Annotated in this window: 23 protein-coding genes; 12 read left to right on the top strand and 11 right to left on the bottom strand. The window is 62.9% G+C overall.

Annotated elements, in window-relative coordinates; genetic code table 11:
- The first annotated feature begins 76 nt into the window (after positions 1 to 76).
- The 3 genes from QCE58_RS00115 to QCE58_RS00105 all read left to right on the top strand — a co-directional run bounded on the left by QCE58_RS00115 (position 77) and on the right by QCE58_RS00105 (position 2,526).
- The gene (locus tag QCE58_RS00115; RefSeq protein ID WP_008352676.1) at positions 77 to 394 is read left to right on the top strand and encodes a high-potential iron-sulfur protein; all 318 of its coding nucleotides are present in this window, start codon (positions 77 to 79) and stop codon (positions 392 to 394) included.
- A gap of 170 nt (positions 395 to 564) precedes the next feature.
- Positions 565 to 1,854 carry an MFS transporter gene (locus QCE58_RS00110; RefSeq protein WP_250435291.1) on the top strand — a complete coding sequence of 430 codons (1,290 nt, stop codon included), beginning with the start codon at positions 565 to 567 and terminating at the stop codon, positions 1,852 to 1,854.
- 432 nt (positions 1,855 to 2,286) lie between these two features.
- On the top strand, positions 2,287 to 2,526 hold the full coding sequence (locus QCE58_RS00105) for a type II toxin-antitoxin system YoeB family toxin (RefSeq protein ID WP_250481703.1): 240 nt from the start codon (positions 2,287 to 2,289) through the stop codon (positions 2,524 to 2,526).
- A gap of 48 nt (positions 2,527 to 2,574) precedes the next feature.
- Here QCE58_RS00105 and QCE58_RS00100 read toward each other — a convergent pair whose 3' ends face one another.
- Both QCE58_RS00100 and QCE58_RS00095 read right to left on the bottom strand, forming a co-directional pair.
- Positions 2,575 to 2,883, bottom strand: a complete 309-nt coding sequence (locus tag QCE58_RS00100) for a hypothetical protein (RefSeq protein WP_008352684.1) — start codon at positions 2,881 to 2,883, stop codon at positions 2,575 to 2,577.
- A 9-nt stretch (positions 2,884 to 2,892) separates the two neighbouring features.
- A complete protein-coding gene (locus tag QCE58_RS00095; RefSeq protein ID WP_250460321.1) occupies positions 2,893 to 3,648 on the bottom strand; it encodes a Mut7-C ubiquitin/RNAse domain-containing protein in 756 nt (251 codons plus the stop codon).
- On the opposite strand from QCE58_RS00095, the gene QCE58_RS00090 reads away from it, so the two are divergent.
- From QCE58_RS00090 to QCE58_RS00075, 4 genes are all read left to right on the top strand, one after another.
- Positions 3,647 to 4,642, top strand: coding sequence for an NAD(P)-dependent oxidoreductase (locus tag QCE58_RS00090; RefSeq protein ID WP_284502240.1), 996 nt, complete (start codon positions 3,647 to 3,649; stop codon positions 4,640 to 4,642). The genes QCE58_RS00095 and QCE58_RS00090 overlap by 2 nt on opposite strands.
- A gap of 68 nt (positions 4,643 to 4,710) precedes the next feature.
- Positions 4,711 to 5,340, top strand: a complete 630-nt coding sequence (locus QCE58_RS00085) for a LysE family translocator (RefSeq protein ID WP_008352688.1) — start codon at positions 4,711 to 4,713, stop codon at positions 5,338 to 5,340.
- A 152-nt stretch (positions 5,341 to 5,492) separates the two neighbouring features.
- Positions 5,493 to 5,933: a hypothetical protein gene (locus QCE58_RS00080; RefSeq protein ID WP_034473244.1), complete on the top strand. Its 441-nt coding sequence runs from the start codon at positions 5,493 to 5,495 to the stop codon at positions 5,931 to 5,933.
- Positions 5,934 to 5,940: 7 nt separating this feature from the next.
- Positions 5,941 to 6,306, top strand: a complete 366-nt coding sequence (locus tag QCE58_RS00075; protein WP_008352689.1) for a response regulator — start codon at positions 5,941 to 5,943, stop codon at positions 6,304 to 6,306.
- A gap of 228 nt (positions 6,307 to 6,534) precedes the next feature.
- Here the strand turns inward: QCE58_RS00075 and argC are convergent, their stop codons facing one another.
- The 3 genes from argC to QCE58_RS00060 all read right to left on the bottom strand — a co-directional run bounded on the left by argC (position 6,535) and on the right by QCE58_RS00060 (position 8,866).
- Positions 6,535 to 7,488, bottom strand: coding sequence for an N-acetyl-gamma-glutamyl-phosphate reductase (gene argC / locus QCE58_RS00070; RefSeq protein WP_008352692.1), 954 nt, complete (start codon positions 7,486 to 7,488; stop codon positions 6,535 to 6,537).
- A gap of 46 nt (positions 7,489 to 7,534) precedes the next feature.
- Positions 7,535 to 8,149 (bottom strand): flavodoxin family protein, encoded by a 615-nt coding sequence (locus QCE58_RS00065; RefSeq protein WP_008352694.1) that lies wholly within the window; start codon positions 8,147 to 8,149, stop codon positions 7,535 to 7,537.
- Between the two features lie 126 nt (positions 8,150 to 8,275).
- Complete coding sequence (locus tag QCE58_RS00060; protein ID WP_008352697.1) at positions 8,276 to 8,866, bottom strand: YbhB/YbcL family Raf kinase inhibitor-like protein; 591 nt, start codon at positions 8,864 to 8,866, stop codon at positions 8,276 to 8,278.
- Between the two features lie 292 nt (positions 8,867 to 9,158).
- On the opposite strand from QCE58_RS00060, the gene QCE58_RS00055 reads away from it, so the two are divergent.
- A complete protein-coding gene (locus tag QCE58_RS00055; RefSeq protein WP_250520827.1) occupies positions 9,159 to 9,872 on the top strand; it encodes a response regulator in 714 nt (237 codons plus the stop codon).
- Between the two features lie 82 nt (positions 9,873 to 9,954).
- Here QCE58_RS00055 and QCE58_RS00050 read toward each other — a convergent pair whose 3' ends face one another.
- Entirely contained in the window at positions 9,955 to 10,641 is a 687-nt protein-coding gene (locus tag QCE58_RS00050) for an orotate phosphoribosyltransferase (protein WP_008352701.1), read from the bottom strand.
- Between the two features lie 308 nt (positions 10,642 to 10,949).
- On the opposite strand from QCE58_RS00050, the gene QCE58_RS00045 reads away from it, so the two are divergent.
- Together QCE58_RS00045 and QCE58_RS00040 are read left to right on the top strand one after the other, a co-directional pair.
- Positions 10,950 to 12,191, top strand: coding sequence for an MFS transporter (locus QCE58_RS00045; protein ID WP_250435327.1), 1,242 nt, complete (start codon positions 10,950 to 10,952; stop codon positions 12,189 to 12,191).
- Positions 12,192 to 12,442: 251 nt separating this feature from the next.
- Positions 12,443 to 14,716: an NADP-dependent malic enzyme gene (locus QCE58_RS00040; RefSeq protein WP_034473239.1), complete on the top strand. Its 2,274-nt coding sequence runs from the start codon at positions 12,443 to 12,445 to the stop codon at positions 14,714 to 14,716.
- A 69-nt stretch (positions 14,717 to 14,785) separates the two neighbouring features.
- Here the strand turns inward: QCE58_RS00040 and QCE58_RS00035 are convergent, their stop codons facing one another.
- A complete protein-coding gene (locus tag QCE58_RS00035; RefSeq protein ID WP_250481701.1) occupies positions 14,786 to 18,361 on the bottom strand; it encodes an indolepyruvate ferredoxin oxidoreductase family protein in 3,576 nt (1,191 codons plus the stop codon).
- Positions 18,362 to 18,706: 345 nt separating this feature from the next.
- Between QCE58_RS00035 and QCE58_RS00030 the strand changes: the two genes are divergently transcribed.
- Entirely contained in the window at positions 18,707 to 18,916 is a 210-nt protein-coding gene (locus tag QCE58_RS00030) for a hypothetical protein (RefSeq protein ID WP_008352707.1), read from the top strand.
- Positions 18,917 to 19,010: 94 nt separating this feature from the next.
- Here the strand turns inward: QCE58_RS00030 and hppD are convergent, their stop codons facing one another.
- Positions 19,011 to 20,114, bottom strand: a complete 1,104-nt coding sequence (gene hppD, locus QCE58_RS00025; protein WP_008352709.1) for a 4-hydroxyphenylpyruvate dioxygenase — start codon at positions 20,112 to 20,114, stop codon at positions 19,011 to 19,013.
- A gap of 145 nt (positions 20,115 to 20,259) precedes the next feature.
- Here hppD and QCE58_RS00020 point away from each other — a divergent pair, with 145 nt between their 5' ends.
- Complete coding sequence (locus QCE58_RS00020; RefSeq protein ID WP_250481700.1) at positions 20,260 to 20,763, top strand: Lrp/AsnC family transcriptional regulator; 504 nt, start codon at positions 20,260 to 20,262, stop codon at positions 20,761 to 20,763.
- A 75-nt stretch (positions 20,764 to 20,838) separates the two neighbouring features.
- On the opposite strand, the gene QCE58_RS00015 is transcribed toward QCE58_RS00020, so the two are convergent.
- The 3 genes from QCE58_RS00015 to QCE58_RS00005 all read right to left on the bottom strand — a co-directional run bounded on the left by QCE58_RS00015 (position 20,839) and on the right by QCE58_RS00005 (position 23,163).
- Entirely contained in the window at positions 20,839 to 21,435 is a 597-nt protein-coding gene (locus tag QCE58_RS00015; protein ID WP_235366314.1) for a GNAT family N-acetyltransferase, read from the bottom strand.
- 288 nt (positions 21,436 to 21,723) lie between these two features.
- The gene (locus tag QCE58_RS00010; protein ID WP_008352714.1) at positions 21,724 to 22,329 is read right to left on the bottom strand and encodes a TetR/AcrR family transcriptional regulator; all 606 of its coding nucleotides are present in this window, start codon (positions 22,327 to 22,329) and stop codon (positions 21,724 to 21,726) included.
- Positions 22,330 to 22,362: 33 nt separating this feature from the next.
- Positions 22,363 to 23,163, bottom strand: a complete 801-nt coding sequence (locus QCE58_RS00005) for a DUF1835 domain-containing protein (RefSeq protein WP_034473234.1) — start codon at positions 23,161 to 23,163, stop codon at positions 22,363 to 22,365.
- Positions 23,164 to 23,334: the final 171 nt, after the last annotated feature.

Below are 23,334 nucleotides of genomic sequence, written 5' to 3'. Positions count from 1 at the left end.
TTTCAGGTTGCTATGCTCGGGTATCGCCGTCGCCAAGAACGGCGCTATCCCCCAATACAACATGGAGTGAGTCACCATGAAGACATCACGTCGCACGTTTCTCATTACCAGCGTGGGCGTCGCATCGACGTTCGCGCTCGGCTCGAAAGCGGCCTTCGCCGCCGACGCCCCGAAAGTCGCTGAAAGCGATCCCACCGCGCAGGCACTCGGCTACAAGGAAGACGCGAGCAAGGTCGACAAGGCCAAGTTCGCGAAGTACGCCGCCGGGCAGGACTGCGGCAACTGTCAGTTCTATCAGGGCAAGCCGACGGACGCCTACGCGCCGTGCCCGATGTTCAGCAACAAGCAGGTCGCGGCGAAGGGCTGGTGCAGCGCCTATGTGAAAAAGGCATAAGCGCGGCTCGCGCCCGAGCCGAAGCGCGCCCGGCCGAAAGGCACGGCGCGCTTTTCTTCGTTCGCAATTAGCTTGATCGGGAGAAAAACCGTCTTTACACTCGCCAAGGAAAAAAGAGCCGCGCGTTCGCATCTTTAAAGCGCGGACACCCACTGACCTTGGGGGATCGCATGCCAGGAAGAGCATTGAACGCGCGCGCCGTGATGGCGGCGGTCATCGGCAACGCGCTGGAGTGGTACGACTTCACCGTGTTCGGCTTCATGACGGTCGTCATCGCCCGCTTGTTCTTTCCGAGCAGCAGCGATTATTCGTCGATTCTTCTGACCACCGCGACCTTCGGCGTCGCGTTCGTGATGCGTCCCGTGGGCGGCATCGTTCTCGGCCTGTATGCGGATCGCGCGGGGCGCAAGGCGGCGCTGACGCTCGTCATCGGACTGATGACGCTCGGCATTCTCCTGCTCGCGATAGCGCCGCCGTATTCGGCGATCGGCATCGGCGCGCCGCTCGTCATCGTGTTCGCGCGGCTGCTGCAGGGATTTTCCGCTGGCGGCGAGTTCGGCAGTTCGACCGCGCTGCTGATCGAAGCGGCGCCGTTTTCGAAGCGCGGCTTCTACGGCAGTTTCCAGATGGCGAGCCAGGCGGCGTCGCTCCTGCTCGGCGCGATCGTCGGCTCGGCGATTTCGCGCGGACTGTCGCCCGAAGCGCTCGATTCATGGGGATGGCGCGTGCCGTTCATCTTCGGTCTCGTGATCGGGCCGGTCGGGCTGTACATTCGCCGCAACATGGCCGACACCGAAGCGTTCCTGCACGCGAAGAAAACCGCGCGCCGCGCGACGCTCGGCGAAGTGTTCAGCACGCATGGCCGCGAGGTGCTGTGCGGGCTCGGCTCGGTGATCGCGTTGACGGTGAGCGTGTACGTGCTGATCGCCTATCTGCCGACGTTCGCCGTCAAGCAATTGAAGCTGCCGTTCGGTCAGTCGTTCACGGCGTTGATCGTCGGCAATCTTCTGCTGACGGTGCTGTCGCCGGTCACGGGCGCGTGGTCGGATCGCATCGGGCGCAAAGGGCTGTCGCTGTGGTCGCTCGCGATCACGCTCGTCATCATCTATCCGCTTTTCGCGTGGCTCGCGGCGGAACCGAGCGTGATGCGGCTCGTTGTCGTGCAGGCGCTGCTGTCGATCGCGCTGTCGGGATACTACGGGCCGTTCGGCGCGCTGATCGCGGAGCTGTTTCCGGCGCACGTGCGCTCGACAGGGCTTTCCCTCGCGTACAACATCGCGGTGATGATCTTCGGCGGCTTCGGACAGTTCATCGTGACGTGGCTCATCCGCGTGACCGAATCGCAACTCGCACCCACGTTCTATGTGATGGGCGGGCTCGTGCTCTCGCTGATCGCGGTGGCGTGCATCCCGGCGACGCGCCATGCGGATGTCGACGAAGCGCGCGACCTCACGCGTTAGGCGCAAGCCGACGACACGGCCGGGCGCGCGCAGGCGATTCTTCCTAACCCGTTCGGACAGGTGGCATGGGGCGAACGTTGGCGGTCATAATCGGCCCATCGTCGTGCAAATGGGAGGATGGAAAATGGTTAGGACCGTTGAATTAATCGAGCGTAAGTATGAAGCGGGGCGGGCAGCGGGGCGGTTGTCGAGCGAATGGGGCGAGATGCCGTTGCTGGATTCGGAGAAGCTCGTCGTGGTTCCGAAGGACAGGCTGGCGCTGTACATTGCGCGGCTTCAAGAGGTCGAAAACGAGCTTTGCCGGCGGACAGTCGACGAGACGTTCGAGTTGATGGAGGCGCAGGGCGTCAGGTTTCTTACGCCGGCAGATCTCGAGGAGGAGGAAGCGTCGCAAGGTGGGAAGCCTCTGCGAGCGCGGCGCATACGTAGGACGTGGACGCCGAAATCGTCGTTTCTCAATATGTTTCGCAACATGTTCGCGAAACGAACGAAGCAGGCCGGATGATGGGGCGCGGCGTGAAGTTCTTGATGCCGGGCTGGTGTGATTATCACCAGTGGCGTAGTTCGGATGCGAAGACCTTCGAGAAGCTGACGAGCCTGATCGATGAGTCCTGCCGCAGCCCGTTCAAGGGAACGGGCAAGCCGGAACCGCTCAGGCACGACAAAGCGTAGTCGCCGCGCATCGTTCGCTGCCGCGGCCACCACGGCGACAACCAGCGCTTACCGCTCCAGCCCCGCCTTCACCAGCAACTCGGCCAGCACTTCCGTCATCCCGCCTTCATGCGCTTCGGCGCGTTCCTTCAACTGCTTGACGAGCTTTTCATCGAGCTTGCACGCGAACGGCACGAGCCCCTTCGCCTGATCGAGCTTGCGCTGTTCACGCCGATCTACCTTCTGCGCATCCGCTGCGCCCACGCGTGCCCGGCCGCCCTGCTTGAGGTCGTTGGCGAGTTTGAATGCCTTGTTCTGTTCCAGTTCGAATTTGTTCACGCGATGCTCCGATGCGACGATTGATTGCAAGTCCGACATTGTACGGAACTAGCGACCCGCCTCCGCCAGCGCATCGATGCGCGCCCGCATGCGCCGCCAGTGCGAGCCTTCCCAGAACACGCGATGGCACACATCGCAGGTCACGAAGCGCGCATGCCGCTCACGTACGCCCTCGGGCACGCGGCCGTCGATCTCGCCGGGCGCGGCCGGACGCAATGGCGCGTTGCACATCAGGCAGAGACGGAACGCGCGGACGTGCGGCGCGAGATCGAAGCGCTCCGAGACTTCGCGGAACTGTTCGTCGGCTTGCAGGGTCCGCACGTAGCATCCGCGCAAGACGGTGCGGCGCTTGAGCAATTCGCGATCGCGCGTGAGCACGATGCGCGCTTCGTCCTGCGCGAGCTGCTCGATTTCATCGTCGGGGAAGTTGTTGTCGTAGCGCGTGTCGAAGCCCGCCAGTCGCAGCAATTGCGCGAGTCCGCCGAGATGCGCATCGGCGATGAAACGCAGGTCCGCGGCGTCGAGCGGCGGGCGCAGCAGCAGCGCGCCGTTCTCCATTCCGGCGGGCGCGTGACGCGCGGGATAAACCTCGATGAGATCGTCCGGCTCGATCGGGGCGTCGAATCCAACCGCGCGGCCGGCCTTCACGATCAGATCGACTTCGGTATGCGGCACGCCGAGCGCCTCGATCATGTGCTTGATCGACGAAGACTTCGCGCACGCGCACGCGAACGTGTGCCCGCGCAGGGATCGAGCGAGGAAATCGTTCAGTTCGCGATGGAAGTGAAAGCGCGCCTTGACCATGCAGCAGTATGGCATTGCGCGCTTCTGCGCGCTTTCCGGCGATGTGCTTTACTGGCGCTCGGTCCGCGCGGCATTGCGCGCGCGGCAAGCGGACAAGGCAAAGGAGCACACGAGCATGGATATCGGATTCATCGGATTGGGGGAAATGGGCGGCGCGATGGCGGAGCGCGCGCTCAAGGCGGGGCACAGCGTGCGCGTCTGGAATCGCTCGCGCGACAAAACGCGCGCGCTCGCGGATCAGGGCGCGTCGGTCGTCGATACGCCCGAGCAGGCTTTCGCCGGCGACGCCGCGTTCTCCATGCTCGCCGACGATACCGCGCTGCGCTCCGTGCTCGTCGATGGCGGCCTGCTCAAGCACGCGCCGAAAGGCCTGGTGCACGTCAACATGGCGACGATCTCGGCGGCGCTCGCCACCGAGCTCGCCGAATTGCACGCGCAGCACGGCGTCGCGTATGTCGCCGCGCCGGTGCTCGGCCGGCCGGACGTCGCGGCGGCGGGCAAGCTCAACATTCTCGCGGCGGGCGCGAGCGAAGCGATCGACCGTGCGCAGCCCGTCCTCGATGCGCTCGGCCAGAAAACGTGGCGCGTCGGCAGCGAGCCGCAGCACGCGAACGTGCTCAAGCTCGCCGCGAATTTCATGCTGGCGTCGGCGATCGAGAGCTTCGGCGAGGCGGCGGCGCTCGTGAGCGGCCACGGCATCGAATCGCAGACGCTGCTCGACGTCATCACGAATTCGCTGTTTCCGGGTCCGGTCTATCAGGGATACGGGAAGATGATCGCCGAGCGGCGCTACGAGCCCGCGCTCTTCAAGGCGCGTCTCGGACTAAAGGACGTGCGTCTCGCGATCGCCGCGGGCGATGCCGTCAACGTGCCGCTGCCGGTGGCGAGCGTCGTGCGCGACAACCTCGTCGATGCGCTCGCCCACGGCGACGGCGAGAAGGATTTCGCCGTGCTCGGTCAGGTGGCCGCGCGCCGCGCGGGGCGCGAGTCGTAAATCGATGTCGTGGCGAAGGCGGTCAAACGGCATAATTCGAATCCCGTTTCCGTCCTTGCCACGCCGCAATGAGCCTGCATCTCTGGTGGCTGTTCGTCGCCACCGTCTTCGTCGTATCCGCGATTCCCGGCCCCAACATGCTGCTCGTCATGACGCACGGCGCACGGCATGGTCTCGAGCGCTCGACCGCCACCATGGCCGGCTGTCTGACGGCGCTCGTCATCATGTTGTCGGTGTCGGCGGCGGGGTTGGGCGTGTTTCTCGAAGCGTGGCCGCGCCTCTTCGACACGCTGCGTCTGATCGGCGCGGCGTATCTCGTCTGGCTCGGCGTGAAAAGCTGGCGCGCCAAGGCGGGCGCGATCGACGTGCGCGACGAAACCGGCGGCGCGCATGCTTTCAGACCCTTCACGCTTTTTCGCAACGGCTTTCTCGTCGCGAGCAGCAATCCGAAGGCGATTCTCTTTGCGGCGGCGCTGCTGCCGCAGTTCATCGATGCAAGCCGGCCGGTCTTGCCGCAATTCGCGGTGCTCGTGTCGACGTTCGCCGTCATCGAGGTGAGCTGGTACGCCGTGTACGCGGGGCTCGGCGCGCGCATCGGCGACAAACTGAAAAGCGCGAGCGTCGCGCAGGCGTTCAACCGGCTGACGGGCGGCGTGTTCGTCGGCTTCGGCGCGATGATGGCGCTCGTGCGTCACTAACGCGCTTCCAAACGTCTGCAAAAACGGGTGCGTGACTTGCTGCCGTTTTCAGTGCTTCATTCGCTTTCGAACAGACATACGCGAATCGGCAGCGCATAGTCGCGCTCGCCGGTTCGCGGCGAAACGAAAAGAACAGCTAAAAGGAGGCGCTCATGGATGAGACAGGCCGACGCGCCGTTTTCGCCGCGCTCTTGCCGCTGTGCTTCGGCATGCTTTCGACGACGTGCGCGCGCGCCGACGACACGCCGAATCCGTGCGATGCGCTCAAACGCGTGCTGTCCGCCGCGCCGAATTTCTCGTCGCTTTCCGCTTTCGACGGCCGCGCGATCGCGCTTCCCTACGGCGACGACGCGAAGTGCGCCGCTTCGCAAACCAACTATCGATGCACATGGACGCCGCGCGGCGGATCGAGCGCGGATTCGCTGCAGGGCGTCGCGGCGGACATCGCCTCGTGCGTGCCCGACGCGACGCACGATCAGAATTCGCCCGCGCGCCAGCACTTCTATCTGGGCGCACGCGGTGCGCGCACCGAGATTACGGCGGCGCAGGCCGGGTCGAACAAGCTGACACTCGAAATTTACGGTTCCCGCTGAGGCCATCATGAGCAAGCGCATCCTGATAGCCGACGACGACGACGATGCGCTCGCCGGTCTCGCGAACTTGCTGACCGGCATGGGCCACGAGGTCGCGCTCGCGGCGAACGGCGCGCAGGCTGTGGAAGTCGCCGCGCAGTTCGACCCCGAAGTCGTGATCCTCGATCTCGGCATGCCGCTCGTCGACGGACTTGCGGCGGCGCGCCAGTTGCGCAAGCTGCCGAACGGCCACGCGTTGATGCTCGTCGCGCTCACCGGCTGGGGGCAGCCCCAGCATCGCGAAATGACGCTCGACGCAGGTTTCGACATGCATCTCGTCAAGCCGATTTCCGCGGATCAGCTCCAGTTCATCCTTTCGATGATGCAGCCCTGAGTTTCGTCGGCGTGTCGGGCGTCAGCGCGGCCATGTTGCGATGCACCAATATTCTTGGTATATTTACTCCTGTCTCCTCCATGTCTCCACTGATATGGATTCAGCCCGTCAACCTTGGCGGGCTTTTTTTCGTCGGTACCTTCCGATGCTGCGCCGCACCGACTGATACGAAAAAGGCCGATTCGCCGCCTAGGCGAGTCGGCCTTTTTTGATTCGGCTGAAGCTCGATCAGCGGGCGAGCCCCGTCTCTTCGTCGGCGCCGATCGCGAGATTCATACACTGGATCGCCGCGCCCGACGCGCCCTTGCCCAGATTGTCGAGGCGCGCCACGGTCACGAAGCGCTCGTCGTTGCCGAACACGAAAATATCGACGCGATTCGTTTCGTTGCACGCCTGAACGTCGAAGAAGCCGGCGTCGAGGTTACTCTCAGCGTCGAACGGCATGACGCGCACGAAGGGCTCGTTGTTGTAATACTCGGCGAGCATGTCGCGCACGTCCTGCGGCTTCGCCGGGCGCGCGAGCTGGTCCGGCGAGAAATACGTCGTCACGGCGAGACCTTTCAGGAACGGTCCGACGATCGGCGTGAAGACCGGCGCGCGTTTCAGACCCGTGCGCACCGACATTTCCGGCAGATGCTTGTGCGTCAGGCCGAGCGCATACGGGCGCGGGCTCATCAGCTTGTCGTCGCCGCCTGCTTCGTACTCCGCGATCATCTTCTTGCCGCCGCCGCTGTAGCCGGTGATCGAATAGGCGTGAGCGTGGAAATCGGCGGGCACGAGGCCGCCCGCGACGAGCGGCTGCACCGACAGCACGAACGCCGACGCGTGGCAACCCGGCACCGCGATGCGCTTCGCCGTGCGCAGGCGCTCACGCTGCGCGCGCGACAACTCCGGCAGACCGTACGCCCAGTCGTCCTGCGTGCGGAACGCCGTGCTGGCGTCGATCATCACGGTGCGCGTGTTGTCCGGCGCGACGAGCGAAACCGACTCGCGCGACGCGACATCCGGCAGGCACAGGAACGTCACGTCCGATGCGTTGATGAGGCGGCGGCGCTCCTCCACGTCCTTGCGCTTCGCATCCTCGATGCGCAACACTTCGATGTCACGGCGCTGCGACAGATATTCGAAAATCTTCAGGCCGGTGGTGCCTTCCTGTCCGTCGACAAATACTTTCGTGGTCATCTCGATCTCGCTGGTTCGTGCGGGCGCTCGCCGCAAAACGGACATTTTAGTGCGAATTCGAGGCGGGCTGATGTCCGTCGTTGTCGACGGCGGCGCGATCGCCGATCCAACGCGCCGTCACAGCCGCGACGCGCGCGCCGAAAACCTTCGCCGTCTCCAGATCGCCGATCGGCGGCGCTTCCTCCGGCGAGGCATCCGCGGGCGATTGCGTGAGCAGCCCGGTGAATCCGCCGACGAAATTCAGGTCGTTGCGCGTGGCCGCCTTCGTGTTCGACGGCATCATGCCCGTGCCGACCCAGACCATCCCGTGCTGCATGGCGAGCGTCACGAAATACGAGATCGTCAGGAATTTATCGCCGTTCATGTGCGCCGAATTCGTGAAGCCGGCCGCGATCTTGTCCTTCCATTTCTGCGCGAACCACGGTTTCGAGCTTGCATCGGCGAATTTCTTGAAATCGGCGGACGGCCCGCCCATGTAGGTCGGCGCGCCGAAAACGATGGCGTCGGCGGCGTCGAGTTCGGCCCAGCCAGCGTCGTCGAGCTCGCCGACGGCGATCAGCTTCACGTTCGCGCCGGCGTCCGTTGCGCCGCCGAGCACGGCGTCCGCGACCTTCTTCGTGTGGCCGTAGCCGCTGTGATAAACGATGACGATGTTCGGCATGGTGTCCCCGAGGTCGGTCCGTGCGCGGCGGCACACGCCGAAGGCGCGCCGTGCGGACGGTTCGGGCCAGTCTAGCAAAGACAATTTCTGACCGACCGGCGCGACCGCACGGTTCTCGACGTCCGACTATCGCCCGTATGTGAAGGTGAGTCGCGCGCTGGCGATCGCCATTGTGCGGATTTCGTGTTCGAACATGAGTGCGGGCGTGCCCTGGCGCAAGCGCAGATCGGCGCTGTTGAGCGCGTACACGGTCACGATGTAGCGATGCGGCTTGCCGGGCGGCGGGCAGGGGCCGCCGTAGCCGTCCGTGTCCCAGTCGTTGCGCGCTTCGATGGCGCCCAGCTTGCGCAGCGCGCCCGAAGCGCTCGCGTTGTTCGGCAGCCGATCCGTGCCGGCGGGAATGCCGGCGACGGCCCAGTGCCACCATCCGCGCCCCGGCGCGTCGGGGTCGAAGATGGTCACGGCGAAGCTGCGCGCGTTCGAAGGCGCGCCATGCCAGGAAATTTGCGGCGAGCGGTTGCCGCCCTTGCACTCGGATTGATCGAAAAGCAGATCGCGCCCGATAGTCTTGCCCGGCGCGAGATCCGTACTGGTCACGGTGAAGACGGGATCGGCCGCAGCGTCGCGCGAAATGGGAAAAACCGCCGCCGCCAAGGCGATGAACAGTACTGATACGACATGGCCACTCGAACTCACGCGTCGGCCGGTGAGGCGCATGGGCTGAACTCCTGTCAGTATCGCCGCGCGTTATAGCAGCGTTTCGCTGGCCGCAACGATGTTTTTTGTCTCAGTGATGCGCTTCGAACCAGCTTGCAGTTTAACATTGCAACAAAGCATTAAAGCTTGGATTCCTTGGGACTTAACCGATGGCGCATTGTGCGCTCGCAGGTTTGGACGTAGTGAAAGCAGCGCCTTGACGGCGACGACTTCCGACTCTATTGAATGTAGAAATGAGTAATTCGATGCAGATTCGCGCGGCAACAAATCGACTGAAATACAGGAGAGTTAAATGAGCCAGCGAATAAAAGTCATTATCGCAGACGACCATCCGGTGATCCTTTTCGGCGCGACGCAGGCGCTCAACAAGTTTCCGGAGGTTGACGTCATCGGGCAGGCGCGTCAGTCGACCGAACTCATCCAGTTGCTTCAGAAGTCTCCCTGCGACGTTCTTGTCACCGATCTCGCCATGCGCGGCGGTTCGTACGGCGACGGCATGCCCTTGCTCGGCTACATCGGACGGCAATTCCCGCGGGTCAAACTCGTCGTGCTGACGATGCTCGAGAATCCGGCGTTGCTCAAACGTTTGCGCGAGGTCGGCGTGATGTCGATCATCAACAAGGCCGACGACATGAATCACATCGGCTGGGCGATCCAGCACGTGATGCGCGGCCAGGAATACCTCGGGCCGTCGGTGAAGGTCGCGCTCGACAGCATGGGCCTCGGCGCGAGCGGGCAGCAGCGCAGCGTCATCCTGTCCAAGCGCGAGCTCGAAGTGGTGCGCCTGTTCGTCTCGGGCATGACGATCACCGAAATTGCGGCTCAATTGCGGCGCAGTATCAAGACGATCAGCACGCAAAAGAATACGGCGATGCGCAAACTCGGCATCGAGCGCGATTCGGAATTGTTTCAGTACGCGCAAAGCAACGGATTAATGAACCTGTCGGCGTATTCCGGCGACGGCTCGCTCGACGATTCCTCGCTTTCCAATCCGAACTCGCTTTAGTTCGTCCGCTTGCAGAATTAAAAAAACCGCTGAGTTTAATCAGCGGTTTTTTGCATTTTCATTGCCTTGCGACTGTCAATATTTATTGCGGAGCCGCAGTTGCACCGCCGTGCGCGGCCGACCATTCCGCCGGCGCATGCAGGAATTTCTCGACTTCATCGAGCGTCTTCGTCTCGAAATAGCCCTGTTCCTTCGCGACGCGCAGCACGTCCCACCATGTGGCGAGCGCGTGCAGATCGACGTCGATGTCCTTCAGCACGGACACGCTTTCCTTGAAGATGTTGTAGTGGAAGAGCACGAAGCAGTGATTCACCGTCGCGCCCGCGGTGCGCAGCGCGTTGATGAAGTTGATCTTGCTGCGGCTGTCGGTGGTCAGGTCCTCGACCAGCAGCACGCGCTGGCCTTCGGTCAGCAAACCTTCGATCTGCGCGTTGCGGCCGAAGCCCTTCGGCTTCTTGCGCACATATTGCATCGGCACCATCAGGCGATCGGCGATCCACGCCGCGAACGGGATGCCAGCGGTCTCGCCGCCGGCGACCGCGTCGATCTGCTCGTAGCCGACGTCGCGCAGAATGGTCGCTTCGGCCATCTCCATCAGGCCGCGGCGCACGCGCGGGTAGGAGATCAGCTTGCGGCAATCGATATACACGGGGCTCGCCCAACCGGACGTGAAGATGTACGGTTTTTCCGCGTTGAAGTGCACCGCCTGCACTTCGAGCAACATCTTGGCGGTGGTGTCGGAGATCGTCTGGCGATCGAAGCCTGTCATGGGCGAATCCTTGGACTTGTGTGGCGCTTGGAAAGCGGGAGGCGGCCGCGCGGGCCCTGGCGCATGGATCGACGCGGAAAGAGCATTCCTTTCGGATGGCTTTTGGCGTTTCCTGCGCGCGTGTCGACGGGACTTGGCGCTTCGGCGCCTTAGTTCGGCGCGTTAGTTCGGCGCCTTAAGGCCGTCCCATGCACAGCTAGCCCGCCATTTTACCCGAGGCGGCGAGGCGGGGCGAATTGTTTGCAGGTTGTGAAGCCGCGCCGCTCGCGCGTAAACTCGCGGCGCCGTTGCGCAACTTCACATCGCCGATGACATCCGTTCCCTCTACACAAGATTCCAGCGTCGCGCCCACGCGCCACGCGCTGCAGGCGCTCATCGCGTCCGTTCTCGGCTACGCGATGGACGGCTTCGATCTGCTGATTCTAGGCTTCATGCTGCCCGCGATCGCCGCCGACCTGCATCTCACGCCCGCGCAATCCGGCGCGCTCGTCACGTGGACGCTCGCCGGCGCGGTCGCGGGCGGCATCGTGTTCGGCATGCTGTCCGACTATTTCGGCCGCGTCCGCATGCTGACCTGGACGATTCTCGTGTTCGCCGTCTTCACCGGTTTATGCGCGCTCGCGCAGGGCTATGGCGATCTGCTGATTTACCGCACCATCGCCGGGATCGGGCTGGGCGGGGAATTCGGCATCGGCATGGCGCTCGTCGCCGAGGCGTGGCCCGCGCGTTTGCGGGCGCGCGTGTCGTCGTATGTCGGAATCGGCTGGCAACTGGGCGTGCTCGCCGCCGCGCTCGTCACGCCGTTGCTCCTCCCCCTGATCGGCTGGCGCGGCATGTTCGCGGTGGGGCTGCTGCCGGCGGTGGCGTCGTTTTTCGTGCGGCGGCATGTGGAGGAACCCGCGCTCTTCACCGAACGCCGCGCGGCCGCGAAAGCGAACCGCGCCCGCAAGCTGCCGCTCAAACGTCTCTTCGACGACGCCCGCACCGCGCGCGCGAGCATCGGCGTCATCATTCTGTGCTCGGTGCAGAACTTCGGCTATTACGGGCTGATGATCTGGCTGCCGAGCTATCTGTCGAAGACGTTCGGCTACTCGCTCACGAAATCCGGTCTCTGGACCGCGGCCACCGTACTCGGCATGGCGCTCGGCATTTGGCTGTTCGGTCTCGCGGCGGATCGCTTCGGGCGCAAGCCCGCGTTTCTCGTCTATCAGATCGGCGCGGTCGCGATGGTCTTCGTCTACTCCAATCTGACGAGCCCGTCCGCGTTGCTGATCGGCGGCGCGGTGATGGGCGTGTTCGTGAACGGCATGCTCGGCGGCTACGGCGCGCTGATCTCCGAAATCTATCCGACCGAAGCGCGCGCGACAGCGCAGAACGTGCTGTTCAACATCGGGCGCGCGGTAGGCGGTCTGGGACCGGTCGCGGTCGGCGCGCTGGCGGCGCGCTATTCGTTCGCGGTCGCGCTCGCGTTCCTCGCGTCGATCTATCTGCTCGATGTCATCGCGACGCTCTTTCTGATCCCCGAAAAGCGCGGCGCCGAGCTCGTCTGAGCGTGCTTCATCGGACGAAATTGCGCTGAAACGTTGCATCGCGTCATTTCAAGTGCGCGGTGTACACTGGACGTCCCAAAAAAACCAAGGCTCCGTCCGCTCGTCACATCCTTCCGAGCGGCACGTTGCGTCTATCCGACGTGCCGAGCCGTGATACTTGGTCCATCGATTCACATTTCCGCATTCATTGCAGCACGGTCGACGGCAGTGTGAACCCTGTTCAAATAATTCCCAAACGTCTCAGGTCAATCATGGACGAACAACTCAAGCAAAGCGCCCTCGCGTATCACCAGAATCCCCGCCCCGGCAAGATTTCGGTTACTCCGACCAAGCCGCTATCCAACCAGCTCGATCTCTCGCTCGCGTATTCGCCGGGCGTCGCGGCCGCTTGCATGGCGATCTACGACGAACCGCTCGACGCGCAGAAGTACACGTCGCGCGCGAATCTCGTCGGCGTCGTGACGAACGGCACGGCCGTGCTGGGACTCGGCAACATCGGCCCGCTCGCGGCCAAGCCGGTGATGGAAGGCAAAGGGTGCCTGTTCAAGAAGTTCGCGGGCATCGACGTGTTCGACATCGAGTTGGCTGAAACCGATCCGGACAAACTCGTCGATGCGATCGCGATGCTCGAACCGACGCTCGGCGGCATCAATCTCGAAGACATCAAGGCGCCGGAATGCTTCTATATCGAGAAGAAGCTGCGCGAGCGCATGAAGATTCCCGTTTTCCATGACGATCAGCACGGCACGGCGATCATCGCTTCGGCGGCGATTCTCAACGGCCTGAAAGTGGTCGGCAAGAAGCTCGAGGAAGTGAAGCTCGTCTGCTCGGGCGCGGGCGCGGCGGCGATCGCGTGTCTGGATCTGCTCGTGCATCTGGGTTTGAAGAAGTCGAACACGCTCGTGATCGATTCGAAGGGCGTGATCTACGAAGGCCGCGGCAATCTGGATGCGTCGAAGGAGCGCTATCAGGCGTCGACCGACGCGCGCACCCTCGCCGATGCGATGCACGGCTGCGACGTGTTCCTCGGCTGTTCCAGCGCGGGCGTGCTGAAGGCCGAGATGGTCCAGACGATGGCCGACAAGCCGCTGATTCTCGCGCTCGCGAATCCCGAGCCGGAAATCCGCCCGGAAGAAGCGAAGCGCGTGCGTCCGGACTGTATCGTCGCGACGGGCCGTTCGGACTATCCGAACCAGGTCAACAACGTGCTGTGCTTTCCGTTTATCTTCCGCGGCGCGCTGGATGTCGGCGCGACGACGATCACCGAAGAGATGAAGCTCGCGTGCGTGCGCGCGATCGCGGAACTCGCCGAAGAGACCGATCAGGGCGATGAAGTCGCGAAGGCATACGAAGGTCATTCGCTGGAATTCGGTCCGGAATATCTGATTCCGAAGCCGTTCGATCCGCGCCTCATCATCAAGATCGCGCCGGCTGTCGCGCAAGCCGCGATGGATTCGGGCGTGGCGACGCGTCCGATCAAGGACATGGACGCGTATCGCGAGACGCTCGGCGCGACGGTGTATCGCACGGGCATGGTGATGCGCCCGGTGTTCGCGGCGGCGAAGGCGGCGCCGGCGCGCATCGCGTTCGCGGAAGGCGAGGACGAGCGCGTGCTGCGCGCCGCGCAGTTCGTGCTGCTGGAGAAGATCGCGAAGCCGATCATCATCGGGCGTCCGGCGGTCGTCGAGATGCGTCTGCAGAAGATGGGCTCGAAGCTGAAGCCAGGCGTCGATTTCGAGATCGTGAATCCGGAAGACGATCCGCGTTATCAGAAGAGCTGGCAGGCGTATCACGAGATCGCCGCGCGTCAGGGCGTGACGCCCGAAAGCGCGAAGGCCGCGCTGCGCAAGTTCAACACGCTGATCGGCGCGATTCTGGTTCATACCGGCGACGCGGACGGGATGATCTGCGGTCTCATCGACACGTATCAGGATCATCTGAAGTTCATCGATCAGGTGCTCGGCAAGGCCGAAGGCGCCAACAACTTCGCGGCGATGAACTTGCTGATGCTGCAAGGGCGCAATCTGTTCATCAGCGACACGTACGTCAATGAGACGCCGACGGCCGAACAACTCGCCGACATGACGATTCTCGCCGCGCGCGAGATCGAGCGTTTCGGCGTGCAGCCGAAGGTCGCGCTGCTGTCGAATTCGAACTTCGGCAGCGTGCCGAGCGCATCGGCGAGCCGGATGGCCGAAGCGCGCAAGCTGATCGCCGAGCGCGCGCCGGATCTCGAAATCGACGGTGAAATGCACGGCGACGCGGCGCTCTCGGAAGCCGTGCGCAAGGCTTCGTTCCCCGGCACGACGCTGCATGGCGAGGCGAATCTGCTCATCATGCCGAACGTCGAGGCGGCGAACATCACGTATAACCTGCTCAAGATGGTGAGCGGCGAAGGCGTGACGGTCGGGCCGTTCTTGTTGGGTGCCGCGAAGCCGGTTCATATCCTCACGCCGGCGGCGACCGTGCGTCGGATCATCAATATGACGGCGGTGGCGAGCGCGAATGCGCGCGTGGCGAAGTAAGGTTTATTTGCTGCGCTGAAAGAAAAACGGCGATCCGGAAAGGATCGCCGTTTTTTTTGAGCCAGCGCGTCAGGCTACTTGTCGCTTTTCGTCACCCTGCGGATCGCGCCACCGTCCCAGCAACTTCTCCCACTTCAGCTTCGCGGCCTTCACGTTGTTTTCCTTGATGTGCCCATACCCGCGCATCGAATCCGGCAGATTCGCCAGTTCGATCGCGAGCGGCAGCTTCTCTGCCGTCAATCCGCCGATCAGCTCCTTCACCAGCGCTTCGTATTCGCCGATCAACGCGCGCTCCATCTTCCGCTCCTCCGTGCGTCCGAACGGGTCGAGCGCCGTCCCGCGCAGGAACTTGAAACGAGCGAGAACACGCATCGCGGACATCATCCACGGGCCGTACTGCTTCTTCACCAGATGCCCATGCGAATCCTTCTTCGACAAGGAAGGCGGCGCGAGATGCACCTTGATCTTCCAGTCGCCTTCGAAGCTCCCGCGAATCTTGTCGAGGAAAACCGGATCGGCATACAGGCGCGCGACTTCGTACTCGTCCTTATAAGCCATGAGCTTGTGAAGATTCTTCGCGACAGCTTCCGTCAACGAATAATCACCGGTTCCGAGTTCCGCTTCCTTCGCGCGCACCGACGCGACCAGCCGCCCATACCGCGCCGCATAAGCCGTGTTCTGATACTTCGCGAGATAGTCGAGCCGCTTGTCGATGAGCGTATCGAGCGCCTTCGGCGTATGCAGCGCAATGATCTTGCCCGGCGCGTCTTGCGTTTGCGTCCCGTGAGCGAGCCGCGTAACCGACGAAAGATCGTGCGCCGCGCGTCGTCCCCATTCGAACGCCGCGAGATTCTTCTCGACCTGCACCGCGTTCAATTCGATCGCGCGCACCAGCGATTCATGCCGCAGCGGCACCCAGCCCTTCTGCCACGCAAACCCGAGCACGAACGGATTCGTATAAATCGCGTCGCCCATCAGCGCGACGGCGAAGCGGTTGGCATCGACGAGCGCGACGTGCTCGCCCGCCGCCGCGCGGATATCCGCCTCGGCGCTCGCGCCCGGAAAGCTCCAGTTCGGATTCTTGATGAACTCGGCGGTCGGCGTTTGCGCGCTGTTCACGACGACACGCGTGTGGTCCGGCTGCATCCGCGAGCCGCATTCGTTGCTCGCGGTCACGATCGCGTCGCAGCCGATGACGAGATCCGCCTCGCCCATCGCGATGCGCGTCGCGTGGATATCGGCAGGACGATTCGCGATCTGCACGTGGCTCATCACGGCGCCGCCTTTCTGCGCGAGACCGGTGACGTCGAGCACGGTGACGCCTTTCTGCTCCAGATGCGCCGCCATGCCGAGCAGCGCGCCGATCGTCACGACGCCCGTTCCGCCGACGCCCGTCACCAGCACGCCATACGGCCGCCCGATTTCCGGCAGCTCGGGCGTGGGCACGGCGGGCATCGCATCGCTCGCGACGCTCGTCGCCTTCGGTTTCTTCAACTGCCCGCCTTCCACCGTGACGAAGCTCGGGCAGAAGCCGTTCAGACACGAATAGTCCTTGTTGCACGTCGACTGGTTGATCTGCCGCTTCGTGCCGTACTCGGTTTCGAGCGGTTCCACCGACAGGCAATTCGACTTCACCGAGCAATCGCCGCAACCTTCGCACACGGCCTCGTTGATGACGACGCGCTTCGCCGGATCGGGAAACGCGCCGCGTTTGCGGCGACGCCGTTTCTCGGTGGCGCAGGTCTGGTCGTAGATCAGGATCGACGTGCCCGGAATGTCGCGCAACTGGCGCTGGATATCGTCGAGTTCATCGCGATGATGCACGTCGATGCCCGGCGCGAGTCCGAGGTTCGCCGTGTACTTCTCCGGCTCATCCGTGACGATGACGATCTTCGCCGCGCCTTCCGCCGCGAGCTGATGCGTGATCTGCGGCACGGTCAGCACGCCGTCGACGGGCTGGCCGCCCGTCATCGCGACGGCATCGTTGTAAAGAATCTTGTAGGTGATGTTCACCTTCGCCGCGATCGCCGCGCGGATCGCGAGCAGGCCCGAATGGAAGTACGTGCCGTCGCCGAGATTCGCGAAGACGTGCTTGTCGTTCGAGAACGGCGCCTGGCCGACCCACGCGACGCCTTCGCCGCCCATCTGGCTGAACGTGCTCGTGTTGCGGTCCATCCAGACCGTCATGTAGTGACAGCCGATTCCGGCCATCGCGCGCGATCCTTCCGGCACGTTCGTCGACGTATTGTGCGGACAGCCCGAGCAGAACCACGGCTTGCGCTCCGCCTCGACGCGCGGCCGCGCGAGCGATTTCTCCTTCGCGTCGATCACGGCGAGGCGCGTCGCGATGCGCGCACGCACGTCGGCGGGGAGATCGAACTTTTCGAGGCGCGTGGCGATCGCCTTCGCGATGATCGCGGGCGACAGCTCGTAGTGCGCGGGTAGAAGCCAGTTGCCCATCGGCACGGACCATTCGCCGCCGGCGCCGTCTTTCTCGTCGAACTTGCCGTAGACGCGCGGACGTTGCGCATCCGGCCAGTTGTACAGCTCTTCCTTGATCGCGTATTCGAGAATCTGGCGCTTTTCTTCGACGACGAGAATCTCTTCCAGCCCGCGCGCGAATTCCTGCGCGCCTTGCGCTTCCAGCGGCCACACGCAGCCGACCTTGTAGAGACGAATGCCGATTTGCGAACACGTCGCGTCATCGAGGCCGAGATCGGTCAGCGCCTGACGCACGTCGAGATACGCCTTGCCGCCGGTCATGATGCCGAAGCGCGCGTGCGGCGAATCGATCTCCACGCGGTCGAGCTTGTTCGCACGCACATAGGCCAGCGCCGCGTACCACTTGTAGTCGAGCAGACGCGCTTCCTGCACGAGCGGCGGATCGGGCCAGCGGATGTTCAGGCCGCCGTCGGGCATCGCGAAATCGGTGGGCAGCACGATTTGCGTGCGATGCGGATCGATATCGACCGAAGCCGACGACTCGACGACATCTGTCACGCATTTCATCGCGACCCACAGGCCGGAGTAGCGCGACATCGCCCAGCCGTGCAGGCCGAAATCGAGATATTCCTGCACGTTCGACGGAAACAGCACCGGCAGTCCGCACGCCTTGAAAATGTGCTCCGACTGATGCGCGAGCGTCGACGATTTCGCGGCGTGATCATCGCCGGCGAGCACGAGAACGCCGCCGTGCTTTGCGGAGCCAGCGGAGTTGCCGTGCTTGAAGACATCGCCCGAGCGATCGACGCCCGGACCTTTGCCGTACCACATCGAGAAAACGCCGTCGTATTTGGCGCTCGGGTACAGGTTGACTTGCTGCGAGCCCCACACGGCGGTGGCGGCCAGATCTTCGTTCACGCCCGGCTGAAACACGATCTGATGCCCGGCGAGATGCTTCTTCGCCTTCCAGAGCGACTGATCGAGACCACCGAGGGGAGAACCGCGATAACCGGAGATGAATCCGGCCGTATTGAGACCAGCGGCTTTGTCGCGCTCTTGCTGGAGCATCGGCAGACGCACCAGCGCCTGGATGCCGCTCATGTAGGCGCGGCCGCGTTCGAGCGTGTATTTGTCGTCGAGCGTGACGGACTTCAGCGCGGCTTCTAGCGAAGCTCTCTGTTCTGCGTCTAGCGGGGCGTTCATTATGTGTCTTCCTCCACCCGAGGTTTGGGATCACCAAAGCATGTTTCGGGCCGTCGCGTCTTATGAACGGTCGGGCCGGGATTCCAGTTTGCCGGTCTAAGGGTTTTCGAGACAGTGGGACAAACCCGTTAAAAATTCCTCGCTTGGTTGCGCTTTGCGTCAATTCCTTGACGATTTGACCGTGATCGGGAAGGTTTTGTTACATCGTGTAAAACCGACCGATCTTCGGAACCCTGCCACTCATCCCTGTCTAAAATGGCGCTTCCGGAAATCCCGTGCCACCTTTTTAAGCACGTTTTGGCTTCCGAAAGCGAGTTGTACGCAAGCAGTTAGAAGGAGATAACGATGAAACAACGCCACATCCAGAATTTCTTGATGGTTTCGGCAGCCTTTTTCGCCATCAGCGCGCCCGTTGGTGGCGCACGGGCGAATAATGCCTCGCCGTTCGGGGCGTCGTCGGTTGCACAGGTCGCGCAAGTGCGCGTTCAGTCGGTTCAGGCTGGCGCCCAACAGCGCCGCGAATCCGAAAGCAGCGACGACGAGACGGCGGGCTGACCCGATCGTCGCGGTCCGCGCCGACAAAGCGGGCCGCCGGAATGGAAAAAGGGACATGAAATTCATGTCCCTTTTTTTGTGCCGCTCGTATTTCTTAACTCGCGGTGGTGTCCTTCAGCACGCCACGGCGCATTTGATCCAGTTCGATCGATTCGAACAGCGCCTTGAAGTTGCCTTCGCCGAAGCCCTGGTTGCCCTTGCGCTGAATGATCTCGAAGAAGATCGGCCCAATCTGGTTCTCCGTGAAGATCTGCAACAGGATTTCGTCCTTGGTGCCGTCGATCAGAATCTTGCGCTTTTTCAGTTCCGCGACGGATTCGCAATGCCCCGGCACGCGACGATCGACGAGTTCGTAATACGTGTCGATGGTATCGAGCAGCGCGATCTTCGCGCCGCGCAGTCCGTCGACGGTGCCGTAAATGTCGCCCGTGCCGAGCGCGATGTGCTGAATGCCTTCGCCGTGATACGCGTCGAGATATTCCTGAATCTGGCCGGCGTTCTCCGAGCCTTCCTCGTTGATCGGAATGCGGATCTTGCCGCACGGCGAGGTCATCGCTTTCGACTTCACTGCCGTCACCTTGCCTTCGATATCGAAGTAACGCACTTCGCGGAAGTTGAAGAGCCGCTCGTAGAACTCCGCCCATTCGACCATGCGGCCGCGATGCACGTTGTGCGTCAGGTGATCGATATACGTGAGGCCGTGGCCGACCGGATTCTGCTCCGCGCCCGGGATCGGCTCGAAATCGACGTCGTAAATGCTGATATCGCCGATGCTGCCCGGCTGCGCGCCGTTCTTGCCGCGCCAGCGATCCACGAAATAGATCAGCGAATCGCCGATGCCCTTGATCGCCGGGATATTCAGCTCCATCGGACCGGTCTTGTTGTCGAAACCCCAGGCGCCGAGTTCGAGCGCGCGCTGATACGCCTTGGCGGCATCGGCGACGCGGAACGCGATCGCGCAGATCGACGGCCCGTGCAGACGCGCAAAGCGCTGCGCGAAGGAATCCGGCTCCGCGTTCACGATGAAGTTGATTTCCCCTTGCCGATACAGCGTCACATCCTTGTGACGATGCTTCGCGATCGCCGTGAAGCCCATCTGCTCGAACAGTTTCCCGAGCGCGACGGGATCCGGCGCGGTGTATTCGATGAACTCGAAGCCGTCGGTGCCGACGGGATTGTCCCAAGTCGTTGCGGTCATGCATGTCTCCTGATTGGCGTGCGGCGCGTGTGCGCGACGTGAAGACAGTTTAGTCAGATGGCGATGGCAAAAACTTGCGAAACAAATCGCGCATTCATAAGATTGCGCACGATACTGCTAATCGAGTGCATTCCGGAGCTATGAAATGGCCGAACCCGAATTGGACACGATAGACCGCCGCATTCTTGCGATCCTTCAGGAAAATGGCCGGCTGTCGAATCAGGAGATCGCCGAGCGCGTGAATCTGTCGCCGAGTCCGTGCTTGCGGCGCATCCGTCGGCTGGAGGAGGTCGGCGTCATTCGCGGGTACGTCGCGTTGCTCGACGCAAAAAAACTCGGGCTCGGCTTGCTTGCCTATATCAACGTGCGTCTGGAAAAGCGCGGCGGCACGCAGGCCGCGGCGGGCACGCCGAAGGCGCCGACGCACGGCGATCTCTTTCGCGAAGCCGTGCGTTCATGGCCGGAAGTCGTCGCGTGCGACGCGATGACCGGCGAGATGGACTTTCTGCTGCGCGTGCAAGTGCGCGACATGGATGACTTTTCGCGCTTCGTGCAGGACGAGTTGCTGCATCATCCATCGGTGATCGACGTACGCTCGAGCTTCTCGCTGGAGCGCATCAAGGAGACGACGGTTCTGCCGTTGCGCTGAAATGAAAAAGGGCGGTCGATGCCGCCCTTGCTGGTCCCGCTCGCAGCGCAAACCCCGCGCTGTTCTCGATGATGGTTAAGCTGCGTCCGCCGTCGGAACGAACGCCTGAAAAACCTGCGACGCACGATGCGCCTGGCGCTTGATCGCGTAGTCGAACACGGCCGCTTGTTCCTGGAGCATTTCGGCCATGATGCTGGTCTGATCGGCCGGCGCGAGCGACAGATAGGCGTCCGCTTCGCCGTACGCGTACTCGATCTTCATGCCCGACTTCTTCGCGATGTGCATCATGGTCGAGTTGCGCGACAGGCAGTGCATGTAGAGCACCGACACGTGCGTGTTGCGGCTGCGCATGGCGGCGCGCTCGAAGAGCTTCGAGCCGACGCCGCGGCCGCGGGCGCTTTCGAGCACCGACACGCCGAACTCGGCGGTGCGCTTGTCGCCTTCGGCGGGCAGATAGGCCAGATGGCCGACGCCGATCAATTCCAGCGCGCTGCCGAAGACACCGAACACCTTGTCGTCCGCGAAATTGATGTTGCGCACGTAGTTCTCGATGACGTGGTCCGGCACGATCTGGCCGAACCGCAGAAGACGGTCGTCTTCATCGAGCGCGAGGAAGTGCGTGAGGAGACGCTCGCGATCCGCCGAAGACAACTCGCGGACGAGAACCGGCATACGCGCGTCCTTGAGCGGCTGATCGTGCGCGACGATCTGCTCGGCAGTGCGGTTGATAGTCAGTTCCACGGTCGTTTCTCCTTCGATTCGTCATGCAGCGTGCTGCAAAGCAAAACGAATTCTAGCCGATCTGGGAGAAGCGAGTACGGGAAAACCCTTAAAACCGATTAGGCGTGACGTTCTAAACGAGCGCTGAAATCAATTTAGGTCAATGAAATCAGTCGCTTAACAGATTGGCGTGAACGCAACGGTTCACCGACCGGTGAGTCTGTTGTGCCGCAGCATTTTCTAACGGTCGACGTTTAACCCATTTTCGATCATGTCGACGACCTGCTCGGCGAATTCGCTGTAGCCGAGCTTTCCGCCCGGCTTGAGCCAGGTGAACGTCCAGTTGATCATGCCGAACACCATCATCGTGAGGGCGGTCTGATTGTCCTTGGTCGCGCGTTTCGGATACGCGCGCGCCAGTTGTCGCGCAAACGCCGCCACGATGTCGCGCTGACGATCGAGGACGATTTCGCGCTGCGCCTCTTCGAGATACTTCACGTCGTTCAGCAGCGCAACGTGCCGGCTGTGCGACGTCTCATATTCGGCGAGGAACGCGCGCACGAGCTCGGCGAACGCCTCGCGCTCGCCCAGTCCGCGCCGCTGGCTCGCGCCTTCGACCTCCGCGATGATCAGCATCAGCCGCTTCGTGTAGCGATCGAGCAGATCGAAGAGGATCGCTTCCTTGCTCTCGTAATAGTGATAGAGGCGGGCTTTCGACGTGCCGCTCGCCGCGGCGAGATCGGCCATCGAGGTACTGGGATAGCTCGTCTGCGCGAATTTCGCGGCGGCGAGTTCGAGGATCTGTTCGCGTTGCGTCTCGTGATCGGGCGCTTTGGTACGGGCCATGTGTTCGAAGAATGCGTTCTTATAAATATGGATTCAGCGGCGCAGTTCGGCCTGACTGATTTCGGACGGCGTGCCGCGGATTTTAAGCCGTCCCGCCATCACGAGTTCGCGGCAACGCCAGAACGCGACGGCATCGGAGAGCAGGAAATCGAAGCGCTGTGCCATCGCCGCGCCGGCGATGCGGGCGGCCGGCTTCCATTCTGGACTGGCGAGATCGAGCAGCGCTTCGTCGACGTCGGTCCACGTTCCCGATACGAGCATGTTGTCGCGCAGCCGGCGCGTTTCCGCGTTGGCGTACTTCGCTTCCTGCCATTCGAGCGCGAGCCGGCTGATGCGCAGCACGGAAATGGGCGCGGCGGTCGGCAGCTTCGCGACCAGTTGCTTCGGCGAGAACATGCCGACGGCCGTCGCGCGGTCTTCGCGGCTGACGCGTTGCGGCTCGCTGTCGTCGGTTCCGATCGACAGATCGTCGTACGTGAGTTTTGCTTCGTTCAGGCGCTGCGGCGCATTGCGCAGATGATAGGCGACGCGTCGCAACGTGAGCTGATCCGCCGCGCTCTGACCGTGCCACACGACGATCTGTCCGTCGCCGCGCGCGAGGCGGGTGAAGAGCGCCTGTTGCTGTTCGAGTTCGTCTTCGAAGTCGATGCCGCTCGTTATGATCTGACGCCAGAACGTGGCGCGCGCGAGCACCGATTCGTCGATGTCCCTAAGCGGACCGACGGCGAGATCGTCGCGCAGCGCAATGACGCGCTCATCGCGTTCCGCGCGCAGCAGGGCTTCGGTGAGCGATTGGGCCGCGCTATCGCCATTCGTGACATGAATCGTGTTCATCGGTGTCGGCTGCCGGAAAGACGAAAGGACCGCTCGGGTGAGCGATCCTAGTTTACGCGAATCGAATGCCGGCGGGACGTCGCTTACCGCTCGTCGAAGCTCACAACCACGCGCTCGCTCACCGGATGGCACTGGCAGGTCAGCACGAAACCCTCATCGATCTCGTGTTGT

This window comes from Caballeronia sp. LZ028 (assembly GCF_031451415.1).
Classification (GTDB): domain Bacteria; phylum Pseudomonadota; class Gammaproteobacteria; order Burkholderiales; family Burkholderiaceae; genus Caballeronia; species Caballeronia zhejiangensis.
Note: the sequence above shows the minus strand (reverse complement) of the source record. Positions and strands in the feature narration are given on the sequence as shown.